The 11,414-nt window shown below is 58.9% G+C and carries 19 protein-coding genes and 1 pseudogene; 9 read left to right on the top strand and 11 right to left on the bottom strand.

Annotation, left to right across the window (positions count from 1 at the left end; translation table 11 throughout):
• Window positions 1-268: 268 nt before the first annotated feature.
• Window positions 269-559: a hypothetical protein gene (locus G9463_RS23890; RefSeq protein ID WP_205254254.1), complete on the bottom strand. Its 291-nt coding sequence runs from the start codon at window positions 557-559 to the stop codon at window positions 269-271.
• Between the two features lie 110 nt (window positions 560-669).
• Here G9463_RS23890 and G9463_RS22005 point away from each other — a divergent pair, with 110 nt between their 5' ends.
• Together G9463_RS22005 and G9463_RS22000 are read left to right on the top strand one after the other, a co-directional pair.
• Window positions 670-1,338, top strand: a complete 669-nt coding sequence (locus tag G9463_RS22005; RefSeq protein WP_240150120.1) for a nucleotidyltransferase domain-containing protein — start codon at window positions 670-672, stop codon at window positions 1,336-1,338.
• Window positions 1,328-1,813, top strand: coding sequence for a hypothetical protein (locus G9463_RS22000; protein WP_165897836.1), 486 nt, complete (start codon window positions 1,328-1,330; stop codon window positions 1,811-1,813). The genes G9463_RS22005 and G9463_RS22000 overlap by 11 nt, the downstream gene beginning before the upstream one ends.
• Here G9463_RS22000 and G9463_RS21995 read toward each other — a convergent pair.
• The gene (locus G9463_RS21995; protein ID WP_158598778.1) at window positions 1,810-1,953 is read right to left on the bottom strand and encodes a hypothetical protein; all 144 of its coding nucleotides are present in this window, start codon (window positions 1,951-1,953) and stop codon (window positions 1,810-1,812) included. The genes G9463_RS22000 and G9463_RS21995 overlap by 4 nt on opposite strands.
• A gap of 50 nt (window positions 1,954-2,003) precedes the next feature.
• On the opposite strand from G9463_RS21995, the gene G9463_RS21990 reads away from it, so the two are divergent.
• Window positions 2,004-2,360: a hypothetical protein gene (locus tag G9463_RS21990; protein ID WP_004592299.1), complete on the top strand. Its 357-nt coding sequence runs from the start codon at window positions 2,004-2,006 to the stop codon at window positions 2,358-2,360.
• A complete protein-coding gene (locus tag G9463_RS21985) occupies window positions 2,357-3,070 on the top strand; it encodes a hypothetical protein (RefSeq protein ID WP_147435177.1) in 714 nt (237 codons plus the stop codon). Before G9463_RS21990 ends, G9463_RS21985 begins: the two co-directional genes overlap by 4 nt.
• Window positions 3,071-3,074: 4 nt before the next feature.
• Here G9463_RS21985 and G9463_RS21980 read toward each other — a convergent pair whose 3' ends face one another.
• The 6 genes from G9463_RS21980 to G9463_RS21955 all read right to left on the bottom strand — a co-directional run bounded on the left by G9463_RS21980 (window position 3,075) and on the right by G9463_RS21955 (window position 4,996).
• A complete protein-coding gene (locus G9463_RS21980) occupies window positions 3,075-3,437 on the bottom strand; it encodes a hypothetical protein (RefSeq protein ID WP_165897835.1) in 363 nt (120 codons plus the stop codon).
• Complete coding sequence (locus G9463_RS21975) at window positions 3,438-3,575, bottom strand: hypothetical protein (protein ID WP_165897834.1); 138 nt, start codon at window positions 3,573-3,575, stop codon at window positions 3,438-3,440.
• A 362-nt stretch (window positions 3,576-3,937) separates the two neighbouring features.
• Window positions 3,938-4,108, bottom strand: coding sequence for a hypothetical protein (locus G9463_RS21970; protein ID WP_004592295.1), 171 nt, complete (start codon window positions 4,106-4,108; stop codon window positions 3,938-3,940).
• 34 nt (window positions 4,109-4,142) lie between these two features.
• A complete protein-coding gene (locus G9463_RS21965; RefSeq protein ID WP_165897833.1) occupies window positions 4,143-4,541 on the bottom strand; it encodes a type II toxin-antitoxin system death-on-curing family toxin in 399 nt (132 codons plus the stop codon).
• Between the two features lie 93 nt (window positions 4,542-4,634).
• Entirely contained in the window at window positions 4,635-4,772 is a 138-nt protein-coding gene (locus G9463_RS21960; RefSeq protein ID WP_165897832.1) for a hypothetical protein, read from the bottom strand.
• 68 nt (window positions 4,773-4,840) lie between these two features.
• Window positions 4,841-4,996 (bottom strand): hypothetical protein, encoded by a 156-nt coding sequence (locus G9463_RS21955; protein WP_165897831.1) that lies wholly within the window; start codon window positions 4,994-4,996, stop codon window positions 4,841-4,843.
• A gap of 581 nt (window positions 4,997-5,577) precedes the next feature.
• On the opposite strand from G9463_RS21955, the gene G9463_RS21950 reads away from it, so the two are divergent.
• Window positions 5,578-6,465, top strand: a complete 888-nt coding sequence (locus G9463_RS21950; RefSeq protein ID WP_165897830.1) for a sulfite exporter TauE/SafE family protein — start codon at window positions 5,578-5,580, stop codon at window positions 6,463-6,465.
• On the opposite strand, the gene G9463_RS21945 is transcribed toward G9463_RS21950, so the two are convergent.
• Window positions 6,346-7,350 (bottom strand): arsenic resistance protein, encoded by a 1,005-nt coding sequence (locus G9463_RS21945; RefSeq protein ID WP_165897829.1) that lies wholly within the window; start codon window positions 7,348-7,350, stop codon window positions 6,346-6,348. The two genes, G9463_RS21950 and G9463_RS21945, sit on opposite strands and share 120 nt — an antisense overlap.
• Window positions 7,351-7,538: 188 nt before the next feature.
• Between G9463_RS21945 and G9463_RS23840 the strand changes: the two genes are divergently transcribed.
• Window positions 7,539-7,901 carry a hypothetical protein gene (locus tag G9463_RS23840; protein WP_007189785.1) on the top strand — a complete coding sequence of 121 codons (363 nt, stop codon included), beginning with the start codon at window positions 7,539-7,541 and terminating at the stop codon, window positions 7,899-7,901.
• Between the two features lie 312 nt (window positions 7,902-8,213).
• On the opposite strand, the gene G9463_RS21935 is transcribed toward G9463_RS23840, so the two are convergent.
• Complete coding sequence (locus G9463_RS21935) at window positions 8,214-8,396, bottom strand: hypothetical protein (RefSeq protein ID WP_004965224.1); 183 nt, start codon at window positions 8,394-8,396, stop codon at window positions 8,214-8,216.
• A 122-nt stretch (window positions 8,397-8,518) separates the two neighbouring features.
• Between G9463_RS21935 and G9463_RS21930 the strand changes: the two genes are divergently transcribed.
• The 3 genes from G9463_RS21930 to G9463_RS21920 are packed head-to-tail and all read left to right on the top strand — an operon-like array spanning window position 8,519 to window position 11,173.
• Window positions 8,519-9,973 carry a cytochrome ubiquinol oxidase subunit I gene (locus tag G9463_RS21930; RefSeq protein WP_165897828.1) on the top strand — a complete coding sequence of 485 codons (1,455 nt, stop codon included), beginning with the start codon at window positions 8,519-8,521 and terminating at the stop codon, window positions 9,971-9,973.
• A complete protein-coding gene (locus G9463_RS21925) occupies window positions 9,966-10,967 on the top strand; it encodes a cytochrome d ubiquinol oxidase subunit II (protein ID WP_165897827.1) in 1,002 nt (333 codons plus the stop codon). The genes G9463_RS21930 and G9463_RS21925 overlap by 8 nt, the downstream gene beginning before the upstream one ends.
• A 2-nt stretch (window positions 10,968-10,969) precedes the next feature.
• Window positions 10,970-11,173 carry a hypothetical protein gene (locus G9463_RS21920; RefSeq protein WP_229380454.1) on the top strand — a complete coding sequence of 68 codons (204 nt, stop codon included), beginning with the start codon at window positions 10,970-10,972 and terminating at the stop codon, window positions 11,171-11,173.
• Between the two features lie 141 nt (window positions 11,174-11,314).
• Here G9463_RS21920 and G9463_RS21915 read toward each other — a convergent pair.
• Window positions 11,315-11,414, bottom strand: a pseudogene (locus tag G9463_RS21915) (IS1595 family transposase); the annotation flags it as partial.

Below are 11,414 nucleotides of genomic sequence, written 5' to 3'. Positions count from 1 at the left end.
CGGATATGTCGCTGAGCGACCGCCAGCGGCGTGGGGCTTTCAAGGTGTGCTGGTCCGACACGGAGTCCGTCGTCGCGATACCGTTCGGAGTAGTGCCGTCGAAGCCAGCAGTCCCGTCGCAGTCAGTTGTGCCGCCGGCGTCAGTGTCAGTAGTCCCGCCCACAGCAGTCCCACGAGTCTTGCCATCCGAGCCATCGCCTCCCCCGACACCGTCACGAGTGCCACACGACTCGACTCTAGGGCCAGCAGTTCCAGAATCCCCTGCTCGCTACACACGAGACACACGCCACTCGTACCCTCTCCGCCGGCCATCGGTCAACGCACCGGCTCCGGCAAGAGCGAGCGTGCCGCCCAGCGGCGGCTGCCCGGCGGTCAGACGACACACCAGCCAGCCACCCGTCTCTGCCCGGCCGTCAGTCCCACGCCGACACACACTCGTCTCTCGCGCTCTCAGCCCGCCTGCCAGCCCCACGCTGCTATCCACCAGGTATCCGTCTGCTTCGCCCGGCCGTCTGCCCCACGCTGCGAGGGGCCGACTGCCAGCGTCAGTGCCAGTCATGTCCCTCTCGCCTTCAATCGCTCAACCCCGACATGGGCATCGATAGTTTCCAAATTGGTTGCCCAGGCTGAAGCTGGCTTTTATACCAATACATTCCTAATAGGAATAGTATGCCTACTACGAAAGGAACGACCACAATTGCTCTGGAGTATCCGTTCCCTCAGGACCGGGTCTTTCGATATCAGGCGATGCAGGATGTGCTCGCTCGCTTGATTGAGGAGCCATATGAAGAGTTCACCATCGGCCAACTCGCGGAAATGATTGACGGGAACCAGGCAACGGTCTCAAAGGCAGTCAAACTGCTCAAAGAACTCGGCACAGTTCAGACCCGTCAAGAAGGCCGGAAGCAATACGTGCGTATCCATCGTGACCGACTCACAAAATCTGATCCAGTCCTGTCGATCCCTCAGTCGGAATTTCACAAGCCTGTCCGGGCCTTCGTCGATACTGTTCAGGAAGAGATTGACCATCTCGTCGGCGTCCTGCTTTTCGGTAGCGTGGCACGGGGGACAGCCGACCGCGCAAGTGATATCGATCTTCTTGTCTTCGTCGAAGACGATAGGACACAGGCTCGCCGAACTGTTCAGTCAATCGTAAGCACTCTCCAAGAGACGAAATTTGAGGGGAACCGCTACACCTTCGAAACGTTGGTCGAATCGACCGAAAGCGCGAAACGGATTGGTGACCGGCTCCAACAGCAGTTCGATGAGGGACTGATATTAGTCGGGACAGATCAGCTGTCCAATATCCGGGCGGAGGTGTACGCGAATGGAGAATGAATCAGTGCTTAACGCACTGGCAGCCGCTGAGCGTAGTTTCGAGCAGACACCACAGAATGTTGAGGACGGGCTTGATGTCGACGAAGCCGAATTGGTCCAACTTCGCCGAGCATGTCGGCTTCTGGCAGCTGCGTCCCGCCTGCTTGATGATGGCTACTACACAGTTGTCATCGAGTCGTCGTTCGTTGCGATAGAGCGGACGATCCAGTTCCGACTCATCCACGACGACGCAATGGACGCTTCTGAGGTCATCAGTAGTCATCGGCGACTGTACCAGCGAGGTGCAGAGATCGGACTCTATGATGACGCGTTTGGGGAACGATTAGCTGAACTATGGAACCAGAACCGAACAAAAACCTACTACCGGCTCGGAATTGCCACTGAATCGCAAGCAAAGGCGATGCACGAACTTGCCACCGATGTTCATCAAGATTTGATCAACGCGAGCCAAGTGCGCCACGAGTGTCTCTGTTAATCGACGGCCAAACGATACACCAGCCGGCCACCCGTCTCTGCCCGGCCGTCAGTCCCACGCTGCAAGGAACCGACTGCCAGCGCGAGTGCAGTCGTGTCCCTCTCGTCGCCAACTGCGCGCGACTCTGACGTGCGCGTCATCTCAACCAGCAATTAACGCTTATTGATTAGTGCAGATACGCATACAACGAATGCCAACAAGAGAGCTACTGACTGGGCTTCTGATCCTCGGTGGAAATATCGGGCCGCTTGAATCGATATTTGAGATCTATCCACCACTTGTGTTGCTGGGAACGTATCTCGCAGCAACGGGTGCGTATCTGATAGCCGCCGATGATCTGGCCAATTTTGCTGGACTCTGGGTCGTGATGACTGTCGTCTATCCGCCAGTTCTCATCTGGCAAATAAATTCCATGGATATAACACGCGAGATTATCTTCGGGTATTCATTTGCAGATAGCGTCGCCGGACTCCCACTAATCTTGATGCTTTTGGTCACGTACATCCTCGTTCAATCGTTACAGGACCGCTTTCGGGAGGTTGCATGATGGTCGTTTCGTGGATTTTGGATTACTTTCCGCCGTGGTTGGCAATAGTTCTGGTAACTACTGGATCTGTACTTATCACATGGGGCCTGCCGTTCGTTGATCCGAAGAGCGACTTCGCTGTCGAGGCTCCGAAGGGTGTTTTTGGGACGCTCATACTCGGTATCGGAACGGGTTTCACGATCTGGGGCGCACGAAAGACAGCCTCATTCGACACCGTCGTTGTTGGGATCATCCTACTCGGTTCGTTTATGCAGGGGGCAGTCGCGGTAAATTTCTATCGAAAAGTCTATGACTTCGTTTCGAATGGCTCGCTCCCATCAAGTGGTGGATTCAGACGAAAGATCATTGCTCACCTGTTGATGCTGTTTCTGTTACTGATCGCACTGTGGACCATCATTTACTTCATAATCTGGGGCAATCTAGACCTGGGAATACAGGATACTGTCCGACTGTACTGGACGATCGCCACGGTTATCATCAGTGTCTTGGGGCTATCCACACGGTTCTGGTTTATGCAGCGTGGATTCCCTCCGCAAATAATGTTTGGTGGGATTTTCCTAATTACTGGAGCAGAAATCTTCAATTTGCAGTTTGAGGTTGAGTTGACTACCTTTGTCTTATCACATATTGTGTATACGCTCGGATTCTGGATAGCAGCGTTTCTTTTCGTCAGTTCAGTCCGCAACTCAAACCGCACCCACAGACGCTAAGTTGTCAGAAGAGGCCGAGCAACCTTTTGAAGCGGCCTGTGATACTGGACGTCGCGTTGATCTCGATCTCGACAAGACACGAACACAGTAGCAGCTGCTCGCCACACGCCGGACACTCCTCGTAGTCACACATCTGGTGGTGGAGCTCGCCGTGCTCGACACCACAGGCAGGACACGACTGGTCGCGCCACCGTTCGAGGTCGACGGTAACGGTCCGTTCGTTTGTCTGGAGGACTTGTAGCTTGTACGTGAGATACTGGCTCCCCCCGCCCCACGGAATCGGGTCGAAAGCCTGCCCGTCGATATGGTAGCGTTTCTGTACACACGCCGACGCCGACTGTGGCCGACGGCAGTCGGGACAACACATCTACCTGTCACCCCGGGGACGGCCCTGAAAGACCTCGCCGCGTTCCTGTGCCTGTCGATGCTGGGCAAGGGCGTCTTGCTGGTCGCCGGCTTCGGTGCTTGGAGACTGTTCGTCAACGGACTGCTGTTCGGTGCTCATGTTCGAGAACCCCCTCATCCACCGGGGGGACACAAAATTGCTTCCAGTACCGCCATTAGACCGGCATCACTACAGCGGTTCGACCCACGCAGGAGCAGCGTCGTGTATGCCACGGAAACCCAAGTTGTCGGCAGCCTCGACAAACACGACCACGTCGCCGACGCAACACGAGCATAGACCACGAAGCGCAGATGTGCGCGACGATTGTGCTGTGCTGTCGTATTGGAAGCAACCGCTATCGGCGTGGAGAGTTCAAGATGGGTTGATCCTTCTACGAGAGGGCAAAGGCGTTCACAAAAGGCGACCGAGCAGCTACTAGTCGCGAACGACGCTGGACACGAAAACGCAGAACGTGGGGCTTCTCACTCGTTTTCGAGCGCTGCGTAGATATCAGCGTGGCGACGTCCATCGAGCTTCCCCATTTCAAGCGCAATCTCGCGGCGTTCGGCGTCGCTTTCGGCCGCCTGATATCGCTCGTACAACTGGCGGACTTCCTCGTCAATCGCCGTCGAGGAGTCGGTGCTAGACGCCATTTCTCTATCTATCATTATCCAGTGTATCGGTTTATCAGTTGCGGCGAGCACATGCCCGGAAGTAGATGACTGCAGTGTCTACGTCGACTGTGGTTTCGCCGGTCGCAAACCGGTGTAAGAGCGCTCGAATTTCATCACCGTACTCAAACGTGTATCCGTTCAGCATATAGAAAACGACCACTGTTCGGAGTGCCGTTCGCTTGTTTCCGTCGACGAACGGATGATCCGAAACGAGTAGTCGCATCAGATGGACCGCCTTTTGATGGATCGTCTCAGGTACTTCCCCGAAGAACCCCTCCGAAACGTACTGTAGTGCGGATGCAATCGCGTCCTCTGACCGGACCCCCGGTTCCGTGATGTCGCCTTCTGCCACGACTTGGTCGTGGAGCTCAAGGATGAGTTCGACAGAGGGATACGCGAGATCGTCAGTCACAAGCCCGACTTTTGCATGCTCCTCGTTAACCGTTTCTCAACTGTCGAGGTTGAGTCTCTCTTGTGGGGCCTACTGGCAGTCGGGGCAGCACATCTACCTCTCACCCCGTGGACGCCCCGCAAAAACCTCGCCACTGGCCTGTGCCTGCCGGTGCTGGGCACGAATGTCCGGTCGGTCGTCGGCTTCGGTGCTTGGAGACTGTTCGTCGACGGACTGCTGTTCGGTACTCATGTTCGGGAACCCCCTCACCCCATCGGGGGGACACAAAATCACCAGTGCGAATACGCGACCGACAGCACTCAGGCCTCAGCGACGTCCCAGACAGAGAGATGACCGGTAGAACAGACGCCGGCGTGACGCCCGACAGCCATGCAGGGCCCGTACGCTCCGTCGACAGACGCGATGCGCTCGGCGTCGAAGATCGGCGCGTCGCACTCGTCGGTTCTGCAGGTCATATGGTTGGATGAGTCACTGCACATCACGTCTCGCCCGCCATCGCTTGGTGACGGCGCTCGCTTTCGTCTGGTAGATCCCAGCCGTGGTACTCACGAGCGATGTGGTGCGCTCGCCTGACGTTGCCCACGACGCCGGCTTCTGGAGACTACTGTGCCTCAACACGCTCTTTCAAAAACTCAGTTACGATTAATTAACTCTCCGCTACTAAGTGGGTGTCTGCCGGTGCTACACACCATATTCCATATGAAAATCTGGAGTGTTTTGTTATGGCTTATATAACAAGTCGTCACTCCCAATTCCACTTCTACTCCGAGGCTGGCCATTATTCTCCCGCCAAGGCCATCGTCGACGAGAAACCCGGCGTGACGTTCGAACGTATCGACGCCGCAGAGTCCGACCGGATAGCAGCCTATGACTTCCGCCACCTCTCGCTCACCTTCCTCCGGAACCTGACCGGCGTCGTTGACCAGGCCTATCAGACCGAACGTCCGGACTGCTGGTGCTGGCACTCGTCGGCCTGCTCGGCGGCACACACTGCATCAGAATGTGTAGGCCGCCGATCGCTATCTACGCGGACTAGATGGCTGAAGACGGGCGCGACGACATCCTCTCGTTCCGGAAAATCAGACAGCACGCAGTGTTCAACTTCGGACGCACGGCCCCCTGCACCCTGCTAGACGGTGTCTTCGGGCTCGCTGGCCAGCTGGCCTTCGTGAGTGTCCGGGCGGTGACTCTCGTCGCGACGGGGGTCCGCGCCCTGACGGGTATCGCCGTGGATCTCACTGTCACCGTCGCCGTCGTCGGTACCAGCTACGTCACCGGTGGCGGAGTACGGTCCGTTCCGCCCCCAGGTGTCGAACGCATCGCGAGCTTGGTGCGGGCGGCCCTGCTCTCGTGGATGGACGAGTGGGTGGGCGACTACCGCATCGCCGGGCTCGGTGCCGTCCACGAGTTCCTGCTGTGTCCACTGCTGTACCTGGTGTACCTGTACGCGTTCGTACAGGGGTCTGCACTGGGCGGAATGGCAGCCCTCGATGCGCTGGGGCTCGGGACCGTTCCGGCCGTCTTCTTGACCGTGACGGTGTTCGAGGGGCTGTACATCGGTGGCCGCCAGCGACTGCACCGCATGCTCGGTGTCGCCTCCGCCGCGCTGGCTACATCCAGCTCCAGCACAGCCTGGCCGCACTCGGTGTCACGCTTCCGGCCGTCCCGCTACCACACTTCCAGCTGTGGTGACCGACCACGCAGTACATCGCTGTGGTCGGGAATGGACCGCCCGACGTGCCCCGCGGACACAGCGACTGTCGGCTGGAAGCGGCGTTCCGAGTATCACATGCCACACCGGGGGTCATACCAGCCTGGCGGCGGCTTCCCGGAGGGAGAGCCCCTCATCGACGATGTCGCGGCGGTAGTGCATGTAAAGGACCCCCAGCGGCGGCTGGAGGATGTACGCGAGTGCAATGGGTAGGACGGCCCCGGTCGGTAACGTCTCGGCGGCGACGACGACGGCGACGGCGATAGAGAGGTTCCGCATGCTCGTCGCGTACACCAGCGCGACCCGCTGTCCGTCGTCAAGGAACACGCTCCCCAACCCCGAGCCGACGGCCACGACGGCCACGTAGAACAGGACGAGCGGGAGGACGACACTGGCCGAAGTGAGGGGGTTGGCGAGGATCGCCCGCGACCGCATCGTCATTGCGATGAACACGATGAGCATCACGCCAAAAGAGCTGAGGCCGCCGAACGTGGGTTTCAGCTCCCTGAACCCCTCCCAGCCGTACCGACGGAGGAGGAGTCGCCGGGTGACGTTCCCCGCCAGCATCGGTACGACGACGACCTGGGCGAGTTGTCGGTACAGCGCCGTCGGCTCGAAGCCGACACTGCCCGGTATCAGCACGGACAGATATACCGGGAGTATCGCGACCGCGGCCAGCAGGTTTACAGCCATGGCGACCAGCGCCGACTCTAGGTCGCCGTTGGCTAGCCCGGTCCAAGCGGCGGTCATCCCGGATGTCGGAATCAGGGCGATGAAGTAGAGCCCGACAGTGTACTCAACGTTCCCGCCGAAGAAGGCCCGGGCCAACAAGACGGCCACAAACGGCGTAAACAGGAAGTTCACCACCAGACTGAGCGCTACGGGCCGCGCGTGTGCCCGCAGGTTGCGTATCTCATCCAGATCGATGTTGATCATCATCGGATATATCATCAGAAACAGCACTGGGACAACGGCCGTCTGTAACAGTCCCCGGGTGCTCTCACCTGCCACCTGGCCGGCAGCGAGTCCGGTGACCAGCGCACCGACGACGACGTAGATGAGGTTGGCTTTCAGTGTCTCGAGGAGTCTCCGTATCATTGTTCTGAGGCGGTGTCTCGACGCGCGCTACCGGTATGCCGCCCGGCACCATAGCGACGGACGCCGTACGTAGGGAGAATCGACCATCGACACAAAAATGTTTAGTTGTCACAATACAATAGGGGAGAAGTTGGCCGTTGGCGTGTGCCAACCACAGCTATATATTTGTCTCGGGTCTTCTACTCGACATGGTAGAGACACAGTCCCGGTCGGCTGACCGCCCGACAACGTCGTTATCGACGCTTGAAAAGGGGATCGTCGTGCTGGTCGGTATCACCGCGGTGACTCACATTTATCCGGGTGTCGTCGAGGGCGCGCCGCCGCTCGTACTCGCCGGACTGGGATTTCTCGGAGGGGCGGCGCTGTACGTCCGCGGCGTCCGCAGGGACGCCCTCGCCATCGCGGCGATACCCTACACAGCCATCCAGATACCGCTATGGGTCGTAATCAAGGCCGGCAACTACACGCTCGTCGGCTACGTCGACAAGGCCGTCCAGGTGGTGCTTGTTCTCGCGCTGCTCGTCTTTGTCGTCAGACGATACCGCGACTGACTGGTCATCCCGTCCACTCGCCGCCATGGTCGTATCGTTCGTCTGACTTTTCATAGACTTGGGATTATTATACACTATTAAACCATCTGCTCGCCCACACTCAGACGGGAACAGATGACACGCAACGACAGCGGGCCGAGTTGTCGCTACGTATACCGGATGCGTGCTGCCGACGCCCTCACAGACGAGATGTATCGGTTGCTAACTGTCTGGCCTGTTTGTCGGTGATACCTGTTGTACGCACATGTCTCAACGCAGCGTTTGGTTACGGCAAGTGGCTATCAAGTCTATCTGACGGCTCTTAGCTTGGGACTAGCGGCCAACTCGATCCCAATACCTGACGAGCGCGACTCCGAAAGCGAACACGATAGCACCGACTCCGAACTGTCGCCCGACGGTGCCGAACTCGCCGTTCTGGATACCGACGATTCCCCGGACTATCATGACCGCTGTCACGACCACCACGAGTGCGAATACCGCCCACCGAGTGTCCATATCAGGATACAGGCGATTCCACCAGTAAATCGCTCCCTTGTCTTACGACAAAACTGAATCTAAGGCTTTCGCTCGATTACATTCCGATATACGGCAGCTCCGCGACCACACGGTTTCACATCATGATCGACCCAGTCATTGCAAGTCGGCTCCAGTTCGCAGTCACGACCATCGTCCACATCATCTTCCCGGTGATGAGCATGGGACTCGCCCCGTTTCTCATTTATTTCACGTGGAGAGATATCCGGACTGGCGAGCCGATATACGAGCAGTTGCGTCGGTTCTGGACCAAGATTTTCGCCATCTCTTTCGTTGTCGGTACGGTTACCGGCATCGTTCTCGAGTTCGAGTTCGGGACGAACTTCGCCGCGTTCGCGACGGCGGCCGGTGAACTGTTCGGCGGCCCGCTGGCCGTCGAGGGGATGATGGCGTTCATGCTTGAGGCTACCTTCCTTGGCGTGTTCGTCTTCGGCCGTGACCGGGTCGGCGACAAACTCTATTTCATCTCCAGCGTGGCCGTTGGCCTGGGGACGTGGCTGTCGGCAGTGTGGATTCTCATCGCAAACTCCTGGATGCAGACGCCGCGTGGCTACGAACTCGTCACCGAGAACGGCCAAATGGTTGTCCACCTCGTCGACCCGCTGGCGGCGTATCTCAATCCCCGCTTTGGATACATGTTCGTCCACATGCAGAATGCGGCCGTCGAGTCAGTAGCGCTGTTCATGGCCGGTGTCGGTGCCTACTTTGTGTTCCGCCACCACGTTTGGGGCTACCCCGTAGAGAATCCACAGTTCTGGGAGGCGACGCTAAAAATCGGTCTCGTCGCGCTGCTCATCACCGCACCGCTACAGGTACTGCATGGCGATATGTACGGCCGCCACGTCGCAGAGACCCAACCGCAGAAGTTCGCCGCGATGGAGGCTGTCTGGGAGACTGAGTCGTACGTCCCCGAATACATCTTTGCCGTACCAACGAGCATCGACGGCTTCCTGAACCCGCGAGCAAAGGAACTGTTCGGCATCGGTATTCCAGGCGGGGCCTCGTGGCTGGCCAGCGGAGGTGATCCGACAGCCGAGATACGTGGGTTGAATTCTTTTGACACAGAGGCCCCGCCTGTCGCTATCGTCTTCTGGGCCTTCCGTGCGATGGTCGGACTCGGGTTCTGGTTCATCCTGCTGGCGTTCTGGGGCGGCTACCGATGGTACAAGGGCCAACTGCTCGAGGACGGTCTCCTGCACAAAGCGTTGATGGGGTCGTCTCTGCTCGGGATTCTCGCTGTCGAACTTGGTTGGATAGTCACAGAGGTCGGCCGCCAACCGTGGGTGATTCAGGATGTGATGAAAACCAGCGCGGGCGTCTCTCCGGGCTTGACCGGGACTGAGGCGACTATCACTCTTGTTGGGTTCATCGGAGTCTACACCACGTTACTGGGTCTGTACACCTACGTCATCTGGCGCATCATCCGGAACGGGCCCCCGGGCAATGACGAACTCCGGTCGGTCAAGAACGATACGCGGACTCCTGACTCGGGTCCGAGTCCGAGCCAGCCGACCCCCGGGGCGGTCGACGATGATTAGCGCCGATTCGCTTGCTGCCGGCCCGCTGTTTGGGCTCCCACTGCCGGAGCTGTGGTTCGGGCTAGTGTTTACCATGCTCGCGACGTTCCTCTTTCTCGATGGGTTCGACTTCGGGGCCGGCGCGATATTCGCGCTCCTGGAGACTGACGACGAACGCGAGACAGTGCTGGCGGCTATTGGCCCCTTCTGGGACGGCAACGAAGTGTGGCTAGTGGTCTTCGGCGGCGCTCTCTTTGCCGCGTTCCCCCCGGCGTATGCTGGCCTGTTCAGTCGCCACTACCTGTTGATGTTCGGTATCCTTGGCGCGCTCATCCTACGCGGGCTCGCCCCGGAGATGTACGAACAGCGCCACGACGCGGCGTGGCAGCGGTGGTGGGGGCGGGCGTTCGTCGCTGGCAGCGTCCTCGCACCGTTCCTGCTGGGTGTGTTTGCCGGCAACTGGCTCGTCGGGGCCACTAGATCGCTGACGCTAGTCGGCCTCATCGTCGGCGTCACGCTAACGCTGCTGACGGTCGTCTCAGGGGCAGCGTTCCTGCAACTGAAGGGACGAGCACAGCTCCCCGATTCGGTGACGACCTATGGGACGGCGGCGACGGCGGGCTACCTGCTTGCTGTGGTCGCCACGCTTGGGGTACTCGGGATACGGCTTCCAGACGGCCTCTCGGCGCTTCTCTCTCCGGCGATTGTGGCCCTCGTCATGCTCTCGATTGGATTGGCGGTTGGCTACACCGTCGCGCTTCGGCGCGAGCAAAGCCTGCGGGCACTCGGCGCGGCAGCGGCTATGACCTACGGTCTCGTCGCTGTCGTCGCGAGACTCATGTATCCCGCCATCGACCCGGCGACGGGCACGACAGTTCGTGGAGCTATCGTCTCGACACTGCCACTGAATCTGATGACTATCGGTGCGTCGCTGCTGCTCCCGCTGGTGGCGGTGTACTTCGTAGTGCTGTACTCGGCTTTCAGCGGTCCCATCACGCCTGAGGAGGCGTACTGACCGTGGCCGGGACTATGCTGTTGTCGCGTGTCTTTGTCACTTGGGTCGAGGTCATTGTCGTCGGCTTTGCCGGCGCGGCGCTGGGCGGGGCGGCCTCCGGCCCACCACAGCTAATCGTCTATCTTGCGACCGTGCTTGCTTCCGTGGGAGCGCTGCTGTACAACGTGGACAAGTTGGTACAGCAACGTATCGCCGAGAGTCGGTAAGTAGTGACATCGTTGTCACAGCTCGCGGCTCATTCACGCAGTGGCGTGCTGACTGGACATTCAGCCTCACCGGCTCTGTTCCGCCCAGATATAGACAGTCGAGATTTTCTGTATACGCTCATGCGTAGCACATTGTTGATTTCACAGCGTCGCTCGAACAGCGTGTTTGAGAGCAGCTCGGCCTGGTTTCCGAAACAGCTCTCGACGTAGCTGAAACGCTCTGAGATACTGTGGTAGCTTG

The sequence above is a fragment of the Haloarcula sp. JP-Z28 genome (genome assembly GCF_011440255.1).
Taxonomy (GTDB): domain Archaea; phylum Halobacteriota; class Halobacteria; order Halobacteriales; family Haloarculaceae; genus Haloarcula; species Haloarcula marismortui.
The sequence above is the reverse complement of the archived record's forward strand: the minus strand, read 5'-3'. Positions and strand labels throughout refer to the sequence as shown.

Bases quoted from the DNA above. Each gene is read 5' to 3' on its own strand.
- G9463_RS21955 (WP_165897831.1), bottom strand. From the start codon at position 4,996: ATGACCTGCAGAACCGACGAGTGCGACGCGCCGATCTTCGACGCCGAG.
- G9463_RS21960 (WP_165897832.1), bottom strand. From the start codon at position 4,772: ATGAGTACCGAACAGCAGTCCGTCGACGAACAGTCTCCAAGCACCGAA.
- G9463_RS21980 (WP_165897835.1), bottom strand. From the start codon at position 3,437: ATGTGTTGTCCCGACTGCCGTCGGCCACAGTCGGCGTCGGCGTGTGTA.
- G9463_RS21995 (WP_158598778.1), bottom strand. From the start codon at position 1,953: ATGACGCGCACGTCAGAGTCGCGCGCAGTTGGCGACGAGAGGGACACG.
- G9463_RS21970 (WP_004592295.1), bottom strand. From the start codon at position 4,108: ATGGCGTCTAGCACCGACTCCTCGACGGCGATTGACGAGGAAGTCCGC.
- G9463_RS21935 (WP_004965224.1), bottom strand. From the start codon at position 8,396: ATGGACACTCGGTGGGCGGTATTCGCACTCGTGGTGGTCGTGACAGCG.
- G9463_RS21985 (WP_147435177.1), top strand. From the start codon at position 2,357: ATGATGGTCGTTTCGTGGATTTTGGATTACTTTCCGCCGTGGTTGGCA.
- G9463_RS21990 (WP_004592299.1), top strand. From the start codon at position 2,004: ATGCCAACAAGAGAGCTACTGACTGGGCTTCTGATCCTCGGTGGAAAT.
- G9463_RS22005 (WP_240150120.1), top strand. From the start codon at position 670: ATGCCTACTACGAAAGGAACGACCACAATTGCTCTGGAGTATCCGTTC.
- G9463_RS23840 (WP_007189785.1), top strand. From the start codon at position 7,539: ATGGTAGAGACACAGTCCCGGTCGGCTGACCGCCCGACAACGTCGTTA.
- G9463_RS21945 (WP_165897829.1), bottom strand. From the start codon at position 7,350: ATGATACGGAGACTCCTCGAGACACTGAAAGCCAACCTCATCTACGTC.
- G9463_RS21925 (WP_165897827.1), top strand. From the start codon at position 9,966: ATGATTAGCGCCGATTCGCTTGCTGCCGGCCCGCTGTTTGGGCTCCCA.
- G9463_RS23890 (WP_205254254.1), bottom strand. From the start codon at position 559: ATGACTGGCACTGACGCTGGCAGTCGGCCCCTCGCAGCGTGGGGCAGA.
- G9463_RS21975 (WP_165897834.1), bottom strand. From the start codon at position 3,575: ATGAGCACCGAACAGCAGTCCGTTGACGAACAGTCTCCAAGCACCGAA.
- G9463_RS21930 (WP_165897828.1), top strand. From the start codon at position 8,519: ATGATCGACCCAGTCATTGCAAGTCGGCTCCAGTTCGCAGTCACGACC.
- G9463_RS21950 (WP_165897830.1), top strand. From the start codon at position 5,578: ATGGCTGAAGACGGGCGCGACGACATCCTCTCGTTCCGGAAAATCAGA.
- G9463_RS22000 (WP_165897836.1), top strand. From the start codon at position 1,328: ATGGAGAATGAATCAGTGCTTAACGCACTGGCAGCCGCTGAGCGTAGT.